Source organism: Actinophytocola algeriensis, from assembly GCF_014203735.1.
In the GTDB taxonomy this organism is placed as follows: Bacteria; Actinomycetota; Actinomycetes; order Mycobacteriales; family Pseudonocardiaceae; genus Actinophytocola; species Actinophytocola algeriensis.
The window spans coordinates 289,948-305,994 of sequence record NZ_JACHJQ010000008.1; the positions used below are offsets into that span (position 1 = coordinate 289,948).

Annotated in this window: 13 protein-coding genes; 4 read left to right on the forward strand and 9 right to left on the reverse strand. The window is 71.5% G+C overall.

Annotation, left to right across the window (positions count from 1 at the left end; translation table 11 throughout):
- Positions 1–4: 4 nt before the first annotated feature.
- From FHR82_RS34945 to FHR82_RS34960, 4 genes are all read right to left on the reverse strand, one after another.
- Positions 5–673: a response regulator transcription factor gene (locus FHR82_RS34945; protein ID WP_184814884.1), complete on the reverse strand. Its 669-nt coding sequence runs from the start codon at positions 671–673 to the stop codon at positions 5–7.
- Complete coding sequence (locus FHR82_RS34950) at positions 670–2,100, reverse strand: sensor histidine kinase (RefSeq protein WP_225943848.1); 1,431 nt, start codon at positions 2,098–2,100, stop codon at positions 670–672. The genes FHR82_RS34945 and FHR82_RS34950 overlap by 4 nt, the downstream gene beginning before the upstream one ends.
- Positions 2,084–2,419 (reverse strand): hypothetical protein, encoded by a 336-nt coding sequence (locus FHR82_RS34955; protein ID WP_184814886.1) that lies wholly within the window; start codon positions 2,417–2,419, stop codon positions 2,084–2,086. The genes FHR82_RS34950 and FHR82_RS34955 overlap by 17 nt, the downstream gene beginning before the upstream one ends.
- A gap of 102 nt (positions 2,420–2,521) precedes the next feature.
- Complete coding sequence (locus FHR82_RS34960; protein WP_184814887.1) at positions 2,522–4,219, reverse strand: tetratricopeptide repeat protein; 1,698 nt, start codon at positions 4,217–4,219, stop codon at positions 2,522–2,524.
- 512 nt (positions 4,220–4,731) lie between these two features.
- Here FHR82_RS34960 and FHR82_RS34965 point away from each other — a divergent pair.
- Positions 4,732–6,324: a glucuronyl esterase domain-containing protein gene (locus FHR82_RS34965; protein ID WP_184814888.1), complete on the forward strand. Its 1,593-nt coding sequence runs from the start codon at positions 4,732–4,734 to the stop codon at positions 6,322–6,324.
- An 84-nt stretch (positions 6,325–6,408) separates the two neighbouring features.
- Here FHR82_RS34965 and katG read toward each other — a convergent pair whose 3' ends face one another.
- The 4 genes from katG to FHR82_RS47725 form a co-directional block, all read right to left on the reverse strand.
- The gene (katG, locus tag FHR82_RS34970; RefSeq protein WP_311771419.1) at positions 6,409–8,643 is read right to left on the reverse strand and encodes a catalase/peroxidase HPI; all 2,235 of its coding nucleotides are present in this window, start codon (positions 8,641–8,643) and stop codon (positions 6,409–6,411) included.
- 34 nt (positions 8,644–8,677) lie between these two features.
- Positions 8,678–9,106: a Fur family transcriptional regulator gene (locus FHR82_RS34975; RefSeq protein WP_184814889.1), complete on the reverse strand. Its 429-nt coding sequence runs from the start codon at positions 9,104–9,106 to the stop codon at positions 8,678–8,680.
- Between the two features lie 54 nt (positions 9,107–9,160).
- On the reverse strand, positions 9,161–9,829 hold the full coding sequence (locus tag FHR82_RS34980) for an HNH endonuclease family protein (RefSeq protein WP_311771420.1): 669 nt from the start codon (positions 9,827–9,829) through the stop codon (positions 9,161–9,163).
- A gap of 63 nt (positions 9,830–9,892) precedes the next feature.
- Positions 9,893–12,259, reverse strand: coding sequence for an SGNH/GDSL hydrolase family protein (locus FHR82_RS47725; protein ID WP_311771421.1), 2,367 nt, complete (start codon positions 12,257–12,259; stop codon positions 9,893–9,895).
- Positions 12,260–12,394: 135 nt separating this feature from the next.
- On the opposite strand from FHR82_RS47725, the gene FHR82_RS34990 reads away from it, so the two are divergent.
- Both FHR82_RS34990 and FHR82_RS34995 read left to right on the forward strand, forming a co-directional pair.
- Positions 12,395–13,336 carry a DUF5829 family protein gene (locus tag FHR82_RS34990; protein WP_221464665.1) on the forward strand — a complete coding sequence of 314 codons (942 nt, stop codon included), beginning with the start codon at positions 12,395–12,397 and terminating at the stop codon, positions 13,334–13,336.
- A gap of 39 nt (positions 13,337–13,375) precedes the next feature.
- Entirely contained in the window at positions 13,376–14,683 is a 1,308-nt protein-coding gene (locus FHR82_RS34995; protein ID WP_184814890.1) for an MGH1-like glycoside hydrolase domain-containing protein, read from the forward strand.
- Here the strand turns inward: FHR82_RS34995 and FHR82_RS35000 are convergent, their stop codons facing one another.
- The gene (locus tag FHR82_RS35000; RefSeq protein WP_184814891.1) at positions 14,684–15,172 is read right to left on the reverse strand and encodes a glutathione peroxidase; all 489 of its coding nucleotides are present in this window, start codon (positions 15,170–15,172) and stop codon (positions 14,684–14,686) included.
- Between the two features lie 133 nt (positions 15,173–15,305).
- On the opposite strand from FHR82_RS35000, the gene FHR82_RS35005 reads away from it, so the two are divergent.
- Positions 15,306–16,040 carry an SGNH/GDSL hydrolase family protein gene (locus tag FHR82_RS35005; protein ID WP_184814892.1) on the forward strand — a complete coding sequence of 245 codons (735 nt, stop codon included), beginning with the start codon at positions 15,306–15,308 and terminating at the stop codon, positions 16,038–16,040.
- Positions 16,041–16,047 lie beyond the last annotated feature (7 nt).

Sequence of the window (16,047 nt, forward strand, 5' to 3'; positions counted from 1 at the left end):
GACGTCACGGTCCGAGGCGGTAGCCCATGCCGCGGACCGTGGTGATCCGGTCGTTGCCGATCTTGCGGCGCAGCGCGCGCACGTACACGTCGACCACGTTGGAGCCGGGGTCGAAGTCGTAGCCCCACACGTGCGAGAGCATCTGCTCGCGGGTCAGCACCTGGCTCGGGTGCCGCAGGAACAGCTCCAGCAGCGCGAACTCCCGCGCGGTGAGGTCGACGGTGACCGCACCGGGCAGCTGCGCGCGCCTGGTGCGCAGGTCCAGCGACAGGTCACCGGCGCGCAGCACGGTCACCTCGGGCGCCCGGTCCGTCGGCCGCAGTCGCAACCGGACCCTGGCCAGCAGCTCCTCGAACCGGAACGGTTTGGTCATGTAGTCGTCGGCGCCGCCCTCCAGCCCGGCGACCGTGTCGTGCACCGAGTCGCGCGCCGTCAGGATGATCACCGGCGTGGTGACCTTGGTCTCCCGCATGGCGCGCAGCACGGCGAACCCGTCCCGGCCCGGCAGCCCGAGATCCAGCACGACCAGGTCGAAGTCGCCGGTCACCGCCCAGGACAGCGCGGTGTCGCCGTCGGCGACCACGCTGGTGCTGAACCCGTTGGCACGCAACCCCTTCTCGACGAACGACGCGATGCGCTGCTCGTCCTCGGCGATCAGGATCCGGCCGCTCATCCGACTTCCTCCACAATGGACGGGAGTTCGACACCGACCGTAGTACCCCGGCCCGGTTCCGACATTACGTGCACGACCCCGCGGTGTGCCTCGGCGATGGCCTTCACGATCGCGAGCCCGAGACCCGCGCCGCCCTGGTCCACGCGGCCGCCTGCGCCCCTGGCGAACCGGTCGAAGATCCGGCTCAGCTCGTCGGGTGCGATGCCGGACCCGACGTCGGTGATCCACAGCGACACCGACCCGCCGCGCAGGCTCGACCCGAGGCGGATCTCGTCGCCGGGTGTGGTGTGCTGCACGGCGTTCTGGGCCAGCTGCACGACCGCCTGCGTCACCCGCTGCGGGTCGAGCCACGCGTCGCCCTCGGCCACGGACTCGAGCTGCCAGGTCCGGTCGCCGAGCGCGCGCACCTTGGCGTCGATGTCGACGGTCAGGTCCGCGACCGGCACCCGTCGCGGGCGCAGGAAGTCCGGGCGCTGCGCGCGGGCCAGCAGCAGCAGGTCCTCCACGATCCGGCTCATCCGGTCGAGCTCGTCGGTGCACAGCCGGACCACCTCGGCCCGCTCGGCCGGGTCGTCGCCCATGACCTCCAGGTGCCCGCGCACGATCGTGATCGGGGTGCGCAGCTCGTGGCTGGCGTCGTCGATGAACTCGCGCTGCGCGGTGAACGCCTGCTCCAGCCGGTCGAGCATGGCGTTGAACTGCTCGGCCAGTGCGGCGATGTCGTCGCGGCCGTGCATCGAGATGCGCTGGGTGAGGTCCTCTTCCGTGATGCGTGCGGCGGCCTGCCGGACCGTGCGCACCGGCGCGAGGATGGCACCCGCGACGAGCCACGCGACGGCCACCGCGACCACCAGCCCGACGGCGCTGACCAGCACGAGGACGGTGACGGTCTCCTGGGTCTCCGCGTGCGGGCCGGCCATGAAGTAGCCGGTGACGAACCAGCCGCGCGCCCCGTCCTGCGTCACCGCGGTGATCTTGGCCCACCGGAACGCCCCGGCCGGGGTCACGTGCTCGCCGTACGTGCCGGGCGCGGCGACGAGGTCCCGCAGCAGCCGCCGGTCGTCGAGGACCTCGTAGGGCGGCTCGCCCTGCTGGACCGCGTGCAGCCGGTCGGTCACCACCACACCGAGGTGGACCTCGTCCGCGTCGGGGTACTGCATGGCGAGATGTGCCTGCAGCAGCTGGCCCGGGTCGTCGATCCGGAGGCCGGTGGCCGGGTCCTTGGCCCGTTGCGCGAAGGTGACGAACTCCCCAACCTCCTGTTCGATCGCCCGGTTCGCCCGGTCGTCCACCCCGGATCCGAGCCGCTCCGCGATCACGAGCACGACGGTCGCGAGGCACAGCGTCATCAGGCCGACCAGCCACGCCATGATCCGCACGCGCGCGGGCACCCGGGTGCCGCGCAGGCGCTCAGTCGTCGCTGTCATCGCCGTCATCGCCGTCATCGCCGCTGTCGTCGTCGTCATCGTCGTCGTGGACGGGCGGTGGAGGCGGTACGACCGTGGTGCGCGGCGGGGGCGGCGGGGGCTGGGTGGTGGTCAACGCGGGCGGGGTGGTCCTTGGCGGCAGTGTCGTGGGCGGGGTGGTCGGCTGCGGTGGGGCGGACTCACCGATCGTGACCTGCGGCGTCACCTGCGGCGGCTCAGCCCGCCCGGTGAGGGAGAAGACCGCGAACACGGCCGCGAACAGGGCAGCGGCCGCCACCAGGAGGGCTGCCGTTCGCCGCGACGGGATCACACGGCCCACCCTGGGTCCTGAGGTCACCGCCAACATGAAGCCATCATGAGAACTTCTTCATGAAGCTCCCCGGGGCGATGCCATCCCGTCGAGCGTTGGGTGGGCACGGCATCAGGCGTGCGTGGTGCACTCCGCGATGGCCGCGTGCAGTTCGGTGGTGAAGTCGGTGTCGGCGCCGTCGTCCAGCGACAGTGCCGCGGTGAAGTCGGCCGCGGCCGACTGCCAGTCGCCGAGTTCGCGGTGGGCGTGGCCTCGGTTGTAGCGGGTGACGGGGTCGTCGGTGACTGCCAGTGCCGCGGTGAGGTCGTCGACCGCCGATGGGATGTCGCCGCGGTCGAAGTGGGTGGTGGCGCGGTTGACCAGCGCCTCCGTGAGGTCCGGCCGGGCTTCGAGCGCCTGGGTGAACAGGTCGGCGGCGGTAGCGAGGTCGCCGCGTTCGGCGTGGACGAGGCCCAGAGCGCACAGCAGGTGCGGGTCACCGGGTGCGGCGGCCAGGCCCGCGCGGGCGTCGGTCTCCGCACCGTCCACGTCGCCCTGTTCGTACCGCAGCGCGGCGCGGTTGGTCAGCGCGTCGACGTGGGCCGGTTCCTGGGCGAGGACACAGTCCAGGTCGGCGAGCGCGGCGTCCGGTTCGCCCGTGGACTGGAGCAGGTCCGCGCGGTTGTAGTACGCCTCCGGCAGGTGCGGGTGCCACCGGATCGCCGCCGTGCAGTCGGCGATCGCCTCCTCGACGCGGCCCTCGGCGCGCAGCAGCGACGCGCGGTCGGTGTAGTACTCGGCGTTGTACGGGTCCAGCGCGATCACCGCGTCGAGATCGGCGAGTGCCGCGGCCGGCCTGCGCAGCGCGAGGTGGACCTGGGCGCGGTTGTGCAGCAGCCGCGCGCGGTCCTGGCGCCGCTCCCCCTCGGCGAGCACCCGGTCGAGGGCGGCGAGACCGTCGTCGATGGTCCGCAGCGCGCGGTCGTGGTCACCCGCCTTGCTGTCCAGCAACGCGAGGCCCTGACCGTGGAAGACGGACAGGACCGTCCGTCTCGGCTCGGGTAGCTCAGCGGCCAGGGCCATGGCCCGTTCGAGCCAGTCGCGCGCGGTCGCCGGGTCCGCGGGCAGGTGGCGGGTGTGCAGCACGCCGAGCGACGCGGACGCCGACATCACGATCGCGGGGTCGTCGGTGGCGGCCACCGCCGCCAGGTACAGGTCCCGTGCCGCGGCGGGTTCGCCGAGCGCGGTCAGGCAGGTCGCGAGGCCCGTGGTGAACGCCCACCACAGCCCGAGGTCCGTCGCGGGCGTGGTCCGGTCGCGACCGTGGGATGCGACCCGGCGCCCGTGGTCGTAGAAGCCCCTGGCGATGCTGAACCCCAGCGTGGCACGGAGTTCAGCCGGATCCTGGTCGGGCTCGGCCGGACTGGTCCTGCCGAGCGTCAGCGTCAGCCCGGGCACGGGGCGCAGCGCGTCGAGCAGTTCGACGACGGTGCCGTCCGCGCGGTCGGTGTTGGCGAACGCGACGGTAGCGGGTTCGACGGCGGCCCACGCGCGGACCAGCTCGGCGAGGCCGAACGCGAGCGCGCGGGTGCGTGCCGCCGGGTGGAAGCGGATCTGGACGTCGGCCGACTCGTCGAGCGCGGCCGCCGCCGACGCCGGCAGCACCGGCGCGAGACCGGGCACGGCGCTGACCAGCTCGACCGCGTGCCGGTCGACCAGTTCCGGTGCGCGGCCGAGGAGTTCCGCGACGACGACCTCGAGGAACTCGCCGGCACCGGCATACGGCCCGCCGGCCCAGGCGTCGCAGTCGAACGGTCCGTACTCCTTCATGGCACTCCCCGGCCGCGGCGGTCAGGTCACCAGCACCACTCGATCCACAGCCTGCGCGAACCCGCCGTCAACTTCGTGCTGCCCGCCTTCTTCGCGGTCACCTTCTTCATGCCAACCTCCCGGACACCGTGGCCATCATGATCACCGGGACGGTACCCGCGGCCGAACACACTGGTACAGAGCCATTCGCGGGAGCGCGGGCACGGTTTTCGCAGCGTGCACGGGGGCCCGCATACGTCCGCACGGCCGAGTCGCGTCGGCCCTTACGGCCCACCGGTTCGGGCTCGACCTTCGTGTGTGGGCCCGAAATTTCCGGAACATTTCGCACCGAATTCGCTGCTTCCGCCGAAAGGTTGACCGTATCTCGGGCATTGATCTAGCATAATTCCGAAACATTGTCGATAATTTCGAAATGCATCGACTCTCGCGGGCACGCGACGGTTCCTCATTTCACGGCGTCCTTTGTGGATGCCTGGTTTGTCGTGCCGCCATGACCCGGAAGGAGAGCCCTGATGTTCACCAGATCGATCGTCGCGGGGGCCGTGGCGACGCTCGCGATCGCGGGGGCCGTGTCGGTGGCCGCGAGTCCGCCATCCGAGGAGGTCGCCACCGGGGTCACCGTCACGGCCGCCGGTGTCGAGGACGACGGTGTGGACTGTCCGGTGACCCTGCCCGGCTCGCTGACCTCGGACTCCCGGCTGCCCGACCCGTTCACGAAGATCAACGGCAGCCGGCTCACGGCGAAGTCCGAGTGGCGGTGCAGGCGCGCGGAGATCAAGCGGCTCGCGGAACGGTACGTGTACGGCGAGAAACCCCCGAAGCCGTCGAGTGTCACGGGCACGGTGTCGAGCGGCAACATCACGGTGAACGTGTCGCAGGGCGGGCGGAGCGCGAGCTTCTCCGCGGGTGTGCAGCTGCCCAGTGGGTCCGGGCCCTTCCCCGCCGTGGTCGTGATCGGCGGGTTCGGCGCGGACACCGCGACCATCCGCGCGGCCGGTGCCGCGGTCATCAGCTACGACCCCCTGGCCGTCGGGCGGGAAGGCACGCCACGCAACAACAAGCAGGGCGCGTTCTACACGCTCTACGGCTCGGCGAGCAGCACCGGGCTGCTCGCCGCGTGGGCGTGGGGTGTCAGCCGGATCATCGACGTCATCGAGCAGTCCGGCGGCTCGGTGCTGCGGGCGGACGCGACCGGCGTCACGGGCTGTTCGCGGTACGGGAAGGGCGCGTTCGCCGCAGGTGCGTTCGACCAGCGGATCGCGCTGACCATGCCGATCGAGTCGGGCAGCGCGGGCGCACCCATCTTCCGCGGCCTCCCCGGCGAGTCGGGGTCGCAGCCGCTGAGCAGTGCCTACGGCGAGCAGCCGTGGCTCGGGGACGCGTTCGGCTCGTTCACCTCCAACCCGGCCACGCTGCCGGTGGACACGCACGAGGTCGTCGGCATGATCGCGCCGCGCGGCCTGTTCATCATGGAGAACCCGCACGTCGACTGGCTCGGTGCCCGCTCGGGCAGCGTGGCCGCGCTCGGCGGCGCGGAGGTCTACAAGGCACTCGGCGCGGGTGGCAACATCAGCTACTGGTCCGACGTCCAGGACGGCACGCACTGCGCGTCGCGGTCGGAGTGGCGCACGCCACTGCAGCAGAGCATCCAGCGGTTCCTGCTGGGCACGGGCAGCGCGCCAGCGGTGTTCCGGATCTCGAGCCGGAAGGCCGGCAACCTCGCCGAGTGGCGCACCTGGCAGACGCCGACCCTGTCCGACGGCCCGACCGACCCACCGCCGGCCGACCCACCGCCGGCCGACCCGCCGCCGGCAGACGGCTGCACGGCCACGGCGTCGGTCAACCAGTGGACGGGCGGATTCGTCGCCACGGTCCGGGTCACCGCGGGTGCCGCGGCGGTCAACGGGTGGACCGTGACGGCGACCCTGCCGTCGGGCGCGACCATCGTGAACAGCTGGGAGGCGACCCGCAGCGCGGGCACCGGCACGGTCGCGTTCACGAACGTCGGGCACAACGGCGCGATCGCCGCGGGCCAGTCGGTCGAGTTCGGGTTCCAGGGCACCGGGACCGGCACGGGCATGACACCCGGCTGCGCGGCCGGGTAGTCCGAAGTGGACTGAACAGCGAACCGCCCCGGGGCTGCGGAAGCAGGCCCGGGGCGGTTCGCTGTTCAGTCGGTCAGCGGGAGATCAGCCCAGGTCGAACCGGTCGGCGTTCATGACCTTGTCCCAGGCGGCGACGAAGTCGCGGACGAACTTCTCCTCGGCGTCGTCGCTCGCGTAGACCTCGGCGACCGCACGCAGCTCGGAGTTCGAGCCGAACACCAGGTCGACGCGGCTGCCGGTCCACCTGACCTCGCCGGTGGCGCGGTCGCGGCCCTCGAAGATCTCGCCGTCGCCGTTCGCAGGCGTCCACTCGGTGCCCATGTCCAACAGGTTCGCGTAGAAGTCGTTGGTCAGCGACCCCGGCCGCGAGGTGAACACGCCGAGCGAGGACTGCTCGTAGTTGGCACCCAGCACCCGCAGGCCGCCGACGAGCACCGTCAGCTCCGGCGCGCTCAGGCCCAGCAGGTTCGCACGGTCGATCAGCAGGTACTCCGACGGCAGCCGGTTGCCCTTGCCCCGGTAGTTGCGGAACCCGTCCGCCTTCGGCTCGAGCGCCGCGAACGACTCGGTGTCCGTCTGCTCCTGCGACGCGTCGGTGCGGCCCGGCGTGAACGGCACCCGCACGTCGTGGCCCGCGTCCCTGGCGGCCTTCTCGACCGCCGCGGCGCCACCCAGCACGATCAGGTCGGCCAGCGAGATCTTCTTGCCGCCGGTCTGCTCTGCGTTGAAGGCCTGCTGAACGCCCTCGAGCGCGGTCAGCACCTGCGCCAGCTCGTCCGGCTGGTTGACCTCCCACTCCCGCTGGGGCGAGAGGCGGATGCGGGCGCCGTTGGCGCCACCGCGCTTGTCGCTGCCGCGGAACGTGGAGGCCGACGCCCAGGCGGTGGACACCAGCTGGGACACCGACAGACCCGAGGCGAGGATCCGCTCCTTGAGCGCGGCGACGTCGTCGGCGTCCACGAGCTCGTGGTCCACGGCGGGCACGCGGTCCTGCCAGATCAGCTCCTCCTGCGGCACCAGCGGGCCGAGGTAGCGCTGGATCGGGCCCATGTCGCGGTGGGTCAGCTTGAACCAGGCGCGGGCGAACGCGTCCGCGAACTGGTCCGGGTTCTCGTGGAACCGCCGCGAGATCGGCTCGTAGATCGGGTCGAACCGCAGCGCGAGGTCGGTGGTGAGCATGGTCGGCGGGCGCTTCAGCTCACCGGTCTCCGGGTCGGGGATGGTGTTCGCCCCGGCGCCGTCCTTCGCCACCCACTGGTTCGCGCCGGCCGGGCTCTGGGTCAGCTCGTACTCGTAGCCGAACAGGTTGTCGAAGAAGCCGTTGCCCCACCGCGTCGGCGTCGAGGTCCAGGTGACCTCGAGACCGCTGGTGATGGCGTCGCGGCCCTTGCCGCTGCCGAACGAGTTCTTCCAGCCGAGGCCCTGCTCCTCGATCGAGGCGCCCTCGGGCTCGGCACCGACGTACACGTCGGGGTCGGCGGCACCGTGCGTCTTGCCGAAGGTGTGGCCACCCGCGATCAGCGCGACGGTCTCCTCGTCGTTCATCGCCATGCGGCGGAACGTCTCGCGGATGTCCCTGGCCGAGGCGAGCGGGTCGGGGTTGCCGTTGGGGCCCTCGGGGTTGACGTAGATGAGGCCCATCTGGACGGCGGCGAGCGGGTTCTCGAGCTCGCGGTCACCGCTGTAGCGCTCGTCGCCCAGCCAGGTGCGCTCCGGCCCCCAGTACACGTCCTCGTCGGGCTCCCATACGTCGGCGCGGCCACCGGCGAAGCCGAAGGTCGTGAAGCCCATGGTCTCCAGGGCGCGGTTGCCCGTGAAGATCATCAGGTCGGCCCAGGAGATCTTGCGGCCGTACTTCTTCTTGACCGGCCACAGCAGACGGCGGGCCTTGTCGAGGTTTCCGTTGTCCGGCCAGCTGTTCAGGGGTGCGAAGCGCTGCATGCCGGCACCGGCGCCACCGCGACCGTCCTCGATGCGGTACGTGCCCGCGCTGTGCCACGCCATGCGGACCATCAGGCCGCCGTAGTGGCCGAAGTCGGCGGGCCACCAGTCCCGCGACGTGGTCAGCACCTCGTCGACGTCACGCGCGAGCTCGTCGAGGTCGACGCTGTTGAACTCGGCCGCGTAGTCGAAACCGGGGTCCATGGGGTCGGCGACCGGGGTGTGCTTGCGCAGGATCGCCAGGTTCAGCCGGTTCGGCCACCAGTCACGGTTGCTCCCACCCTCGGTCGGGTGGTTGAAACGCCCCGTGGAGACCGGGCACCCACCGGCACCCAGCTCGTTCATCTCTCCGACGCGGGCGTCAGGACTGTCAGACACAGGAATCCTTCCGGGATGGGAACGTTCGTGTTGTTCAGGAACGGGTGGTGGAGCAGCCGGGGCACAGGCCCCGGTAGACGACCTCGGCCTCGTCGATCACGAACCCGTGGTCGTCGGACGCGGTCAGGCAGGGGGCGGCACCGACGGCGCAGTCGACGTCGGCGATGGCACCGCAGGACCGGCACACGACATGGTGGTGGTTGTCCCCTACTCGCGCCTCGTACCGCGCCGCGGAGCCCGGTGGCTCGATCCTCCGCAGCAGCCCGGCGGTGGTGAGCGCACGCAGGACGTCGTAGACGGCCTGGTGGGACACCCCGCCGAGATCCGAGCGCACGATACCGATGATCGAATCGGTGTCGGCGTGCGGATGGGCGTGCACCGCGGACAGCACCGCCAGGCGGGGGCGCGTCACACGCAGCGCGGCGCCGCGCAGCATGTGTTCGAAGTCCGATGTCACGGGCACGGCCGCAGTCTTGCGACTTTTCTGGAACCAGTCAAGTCTTGACTTCAGTCGATTTCAGGTCCGCGGGCAGTGGGTGAGCACGCCCCGCAACGCGGCCAGCTCGTCGCGGTCGACGGTCAGGTCGTACTTGTCCTTCGTGAGCACCCAGCGGATGGCGTACGCGCAGCGGTCCCGCTCCGGCAGCCAGGTCGCCGGATCCTGGTCCCCCTTCTGCCGGTTCGAGGTCGCGGACACCACGATGAGCTGGTCGAGATCGTTGGCGAACGCCTCCCGCTGGTCGCGGTTCCACGTCCTGGTGCCGCTGCGGGCCGCCTCCGCCAGCGGCACCAGGTGGTCGAGGTCCGTCTCGCTCGCGTCGTGGATCACGAGACCGTCGTAGCTGGACACCCAGGTGCCTGCGGTCGCCCGGCACTCGTCGTCGGTGACCACGTCGGTGCCTTGCCGTTGGAGCGCAATCTCGCGGGTGTTGCAGCTGTTGCCCTGTCCGGACCAGTGCGGCCACTGGTCGCGGTCGTAGCGGAAGCCGGTGTCCTCCTCCGCGACGGTCAGCGTGTCGAGCGTGGCGACCGCCGTCGCGGGATCGGCCGGCAGCGGGCCCTCCGGCGGACTCTGGTCGGCTTCGGTCGGGTTGTTGGTGAACCACCAGACGGCCACCGCCACCGCCAGGGCGACGAGCAGCCCCAGCAGGCGGTGGGTACTCCGGGAGCGGGCGCGTGGGGACACGGCGTGATCATCGCATTCGGACGGACGTTCTCCGGTGAGCGAAACGCTTGTGCGGGTGCCGGGTCAGCGGAGGACGCGCAGGTCGATCTCCTCCGCCATGGCCCGGTAGCCCGCGTCGGACGGGTGGAGGTGGTCGCCGGAGTCGTAGGCCGGTGCGATGCGTTGTGGGTCGGCCGGGTCACGGACCGCCGCGTCGAAGTCGATCACCGCGTCGAACACACCGCTCGTCCGGATGAAGTCGTTCACCGCCTGCCGCACCGATTCGCGCTCGTCGTTGTAGGAACGCCAGCCCTTGAACGGGGTGATCGTGCCGCCGACGATCCGCAGCCCCGCCGCGTGTGCCTGCGCGGCCACCTGTCGCAGCGCGGCGCTCAGCGCCACCGGGTCCGGGTGTGCCAGGTTGCCGATGTCGTTGATGCCCTCGAGCAGGATCACGGTCCGCGCGCCGGTCGGTGCCAGCATGTCGCGGGTCAGCCTGGCGAACGCGTTCGGGCCGCCGATTCCCGTTGTGCTGTCGAGGATCCGGTTGGCGCTGATGCCGCTGTTGACCACGCTGAGCCGGGTCGGGCCCGGTCGTGCGGCCAGCCGGTCGGCGAGCACGTCCGGCCACCGGACGTTCGCGCTGGTCGTGGACTTGTCGCCGTCGGTGATCGAGTCGCCGAAGGCCACCACGGCACCGTCCACGGCCGGAGCGTCGACCTCGACGGCCGTGACGTAGTGCCACGCCGGGGTCGGGGTGGTGAACGCGCTGCCCCGCTCGTCCGCCGCGTGGTCACCGCCCGAGGTGAGGAACGACGTCTGGTACGCCCTCGGGTGTGCGGTCACCGGGCCGGACGGGTCCGGGGTGAACACGGTGACGAGCAGGTCACCGTCTTCGGGCACCGCAAGGGAAACCGGGTCGCTCAGCACCTCGGCACCGGCGGGGATCGTCACCGACGGCGCGCCGTCGAAGGTCACCGCGCGCATCGTGCCCGCGACCGCGTCCGGCGCGGTCGGGCGGGCCGCTACCGCCAGCGTCACGCGGCCCATCGTCACCGGCACCGTGCCGTACACATTGGACAGGCGGATGCGGGCCGCGCGCCCGCCGACGCTCGTGTGCACGATGTTGCGGATCGAGTGGTTCGGTAGCCCCTGGTCGGTGCCCGGCAGCCGCTGTGCCATCGCCGTGTGCCACGTGCCGACCCAGTCCCCCGTGCGCCCTGGCCGGAGCTGGTCGAGGCGCACGGCCCCGGCCATCGCCCGGTAGCCGGCGTCCTCGGGGTGCAGGTGGTCGCCCGAGTCGTACTCGGCCCGCAGCCGGTGCGGGTCCGCCGGGTCGCGCAGCGCGGCGTCGAAGTCGGCCACCGCGTCGAACGCGCCGCCGTGGCGGACGAACTCGTTGACCGCGAGCCGCACGCCCTCCAGTTCCTCGGTGTAGTTGGAGGAGCCCGCGAACGGTGTCAGCGTGCCGCCGATGACCCGCAGTCCCTTCGCCTTCCCCTGCGCGGCGACCTGTCGCAACGCGGCGATGATCGGCGCCGGGTCGCGGTGCTGCGGCTGGCCGCCGATGTCGTTGATGCCCAGCAGCACCACCATCGCGCTGGCACCGGGCACGGACAGCGCGTCCCGGTCCAACCTGGACAGCGCGTTCGGGTTCCACGTGCTGTTGAGCAGCCGGTTCGAGCTGATGCCCGCGTTGACCACGCCCGTCCTGGCCGGGCCGGGCGCCGCGATCAGCCGGTCCGCCAGGTAGTCGGGCCAGCGGTGGTTCGCGTTGCGCGTCGAGCCGTTCCCGTCGGTGATCGAGTCGCCGAACGCGACGACGGTGCCCTCCGCGCGGCCCTGCACGTCGACACTGCCGACGTACGGCCAGAAGCCGACCTGCTCGGTGAACGCGGCACCGCCGGCGTCGGCGGCGTGGTCACCCGCCTGCGACAGGTAGGAGGTCTGGTTGGCGACCTGGTGGTAGGTCACCGGTCCCGACGGCAGCGGCGTGTACACGCTCACGAGCAGGTCGCCGTCTTCTGGCACCGCAAGGGAAACGGGGTCGCTCAGCACCTCGCCGCCCGCCGGGATGGTGAACGACGACGCGCCGCCGAAGGTCACCACGCGCATCGTGCCCTCGACCGCGTCCGCGGCGTCGGGCCGCGCGGCGACGGCGACCGTCACCGCGTCCATCCGGACCGCGGCGGTGCCGAGCACGTTGGTCAGCCCGACGCGCACCCGCGAGCCACCGACGCTGGTGTGCACGACGTTGCGGATCGTCCGGTCCGCGTACCCGGTGCCGACGTTCGGCACGGTGCCCGACGCCGAGGACGCCCACGTGCCCACCCAGTCACCCGGTGGGGCGGCCGGTCCGGCGCCGGCGGCGGGGCTCGTCGACCCGAGCACTCCGAACACCATGGCCAAGACCACGCCTGACGCCATCGCCGCCCTGCGGACGTAGGACATGGGACCTCCTCGCGGTAGTGGGCACCGCGAACGAGTGCACCGACAGACCTCTCCTCACGTCAAGGGATGTCCGGTTTTCTGTCCGACGACCACGGGTCAAGCGCGATTCGTGAGCGCCCCTCCTACGATGGCCCCATGTGCAAACGCGGGGTTTCGCGCACCCTCATGGCCATCACCGTCGCCGTACCGCTGCTCGTCGCCGGAGTCGCCGACGGGCAGGCCGAGAGCGGACAGCGGTCATCCGGCGGCCTGCTGCACTACAACCACGCCTACGGGGTGCTCGACCGCGACACCGCGCACGCCATCGAGCACTCCGACTACCTGCGGCGGTTCGCCAACTTCGAGCTGCGGACCACGACCGGCGCCGACGGCGCGACGTGGACCGGCCGCTACCTGCTCGGCCGCGAGACCTACCTCGAACTGTTCGCGGAAGGCGATCTCCCCGGCCAGGACGGCAGAGCCGGCGCGGGTGGCATGGGCCTGTCCACCGAGTGCGCCGACGACCTGCCCGAGGTCACCGCCGAGCTGCGCGACGAGGGCGTGGCGGACCCGATCGAGTTCAGCCAGACCCGCGACTTCGGCGACGGCGACCCGGTGCCGTGGTTCGACTCCCTGTTGACCACGCAGCGGTACGACGCGTTCGGGGTCTGGGCCATGGAGTACCGGCCGGAGTACTTCGCCGACCCGCGCAGCAGGACCGAACCCCCGGACCACCCCGGCGACGTGGGCCGCGAGCGCTACCTGTCCGACGACTACCGCGGCCACGTGATGCGCGACGTGACCGGCATCCGCATCGCGGTCACCGCCGGGGACCTGGCGAACACGGTGCCGCTGCTGCGGGCGGGCGACTTCGCGGTCCGGCACCGCCCGGACGGCGGCGTGACCGCCCGCGGCAGCGGCACGACGATCCGCTTCGACGTCGTCCCCCTGCACCAGACCGGGCTGCGGGAGGTCGAGATGTCGCTCAACCACCCGGTCTGGGAGCGGCACGAGGAACGCATCGGCCGCTCGACGCTCGTCGTCGGCCCGTTCGCCCGCGCCGTGTGGACCTTCGCGGGCCCGCACGACACGCCGTAGCCCGGAGCCGGACCGGCGGGTGGCCGGTACGTTGCTCACGTGGTGACACCGGCGCTCGACAGTGGTCAGCGAGTCCACGACGAGGCGTACACCAAGGCGGTGCGGGACGTCGCGGACAGCGTCGCGGGGCGCGTGTTCGTCGCGGGTGAGTCGTGGCCGACGCTGTGGGTGCGGGACGCGGCGTACGCGATCGACCTGGGCGCCGGGTTGCTGCACCCCGGCGTAGCGGGTACGTCGATGCGTCGTGTCGCCGACGGCGGCCGGTGGGAGCAGGACCGCGCCGCGCACTTCGGCCGGTGGCCGAACCTCACCGACGCCATCGTCGGCGCGGTCGGCGCGTGGGCCTGCTATGAGGCGACGGGCGACCTGGACTTCCTGTCGAGGAGCCACGAGGTGACCCGCGCCAGCCTGGCCAGGGCGGAACAGGAAGCGTTCGACGGTGGGCTGTTCCGGGGCTGCGCCAGTTTCATGGAGTCCAACAGCGGCTATCCCCCGCGGTTCGCGTTCCGCGGCCGCGCGGTCGGCGCGACGAAAGCCTTGAGCACCAACGTGCTCCACTACCGCGGCTACACGATCGCGGCCCGCTCCGCGACGCTGCTCGGGCAGGACCCGGCGCCGTTCGAGACCAGGGCGGCCGCGCTGAAGCAGGCGATCAACGAGCGGCTGTGGGTGCCGTCGCGGGGCCGCTACGCGTACTACGAGGACGCCGACGGCCGCGTCTCGGACCGGTGGGAGGGGCTCGGCACCGCGCTGGCGGTGCTGTGGGGCGTCGCGGACGACGCGCAGGCCGTCTTCCGCGCGGTCACCCCGACCCCGCACGGCCTGCCGTGCCTGTGGCCGCGGTATCCCCTGTGGTCACGGTGGCTGGTCAAGGACGAGTACAACTACCACAACGGGACCGTGTGGCCGTTCGTCCAGGGCTACTGGGGCTGGGCCGCAGCCACCCACGGCGCGACCGACGTGTTCGCGGCGGAGCTGGCGGCACTCGCCGACCTGGCGGCCCGCGCCCCGACGTTCCACGAGTTCTACCGGCCAGCCACGGGCAGCCCCGGCGGCTCGGCCCGGCAGTTGTGGAGCGCGGCGGGGTACCTGGCGCTGGTCCACCGCGGCCTGCTCGGTCTCCGCGTCGACGATGACGGGCTCCGGTTCGCCCCGGTGGTTCCCGAAGGGTTCACACGGGTGCGGCTGTCGAACCTGCCGTACCGCGACATGACGCTGGACATCACGGTGACGGGGACCGGCAACACCGTCACGTCCTGCGCGGTGGACGGCGTCGAACAGTCCACGATCCCCACCACACTGACAGGCCACCACCGCGTCGACCTCACCGTGGCGGACGGGCCCTGACTAGGACTCGCTGAGCGCCTTCTCGACGGCGGTGACCAGCGCGGGATCCTCCGGCGTCACCGCCGGTCGGAAGCGGGTGACCCTGCCGGCGGCGTCGACCAGGAACTTCTCGAAGTTCCACTGGATGTCGCCCGCCGCGCCGTCACTGTCCTGGGTGGTGACCAGCTCCGTGTACAGCGGGTGCCGCGCGTCGCCGTTGACGTCGGCCTTCGCCATCATCGGGAAGGTGACGCTGTAGGTGGTGGAGCAGAAGGTCTGGATCTCCTCGGCCGTGCCGGGCTCCTGCCCGCCGAACTGGTTGCACGGGACGCCGACCACCGAGAAGCCGCGGTCGGCGTAGCGCTCGTGGAGCGCCTCGAGACCCCGGTACTGCGGCGTGAGCCCGCACTTCGAGGCGACGTTGACGATCAGGAACACGCGACCGGGCAGACCGGCGAGGGTGGCCGGCTCACCGGCGAGGGTCTGCAGCGGGATGTCATGGAGAGGCACACCCCGACCCTATCCGTTTGTACGGATCGCACAAAAACCGGTGCGCCCCGCGGCATCCGGCCGAATTTCATTGCCTGGACTTCCCGCAGATATCTAGCATCACCGGTTTGTGAGACGCATGACGATTTCGGTCGTGATTTCGATCATTGTTTCCCTGTCCCTGGTCATACCGGCGGCCGCGCTCGAAAGACCGGCCGATGCCTGGTACGGACTCGAAGAACAAGGCGGGCCGTGGCACCCGGGCATGTACGTCATCGGCGACAGCATTTCCAACGGCGTCCCCTACGTCGCGACGGGCACCGCGGACGGGGCGCACGTGTGGGTGCGCTGGCAGGCCGGGTGGTCCACCTACCCGCACCGCAGGACCCTGTGGGGCGCGAGCAACCTCGACTCCTTCACCGACGCCGCACGGAGCCCGGCGTCGGTGGTGTTCGTGCAACTCGGCACCAACGACACCGGCTGCATGCGGGCGGGCAACGCGCTCTGCGGCGGCGACCACCCCGTCGACGAGGCCGCGCGGCAGAACGAGAAACTGCGGATGGTCATGGAAACCACGGCGGCCGCACGGCAATTGATCGACGCCGGGAAGTGCGTCATCTGGGCGGGCACCAGAGAAATCGACCGCGCCGGTTCCGCACAGGTCGACGCGGCCGACTTCAACGCCTGGCTCAGAAATATGCAAGGTCAGTTTCCCGGGCGTTTCCACTACGCGGACTACCACGCGTACTCCTTCGACAACGCCGCTCTCCGCCACAGCCTCGACGAGGCCCCCGGCGCCGACCGGGTCCACCCCGTGACCGCGGCGGGCAGGCAGGCGATCGCGAACCTCGCCGTCTACCTGGCCCGCGCCCTGTGCCACATGCCATGACAACCGG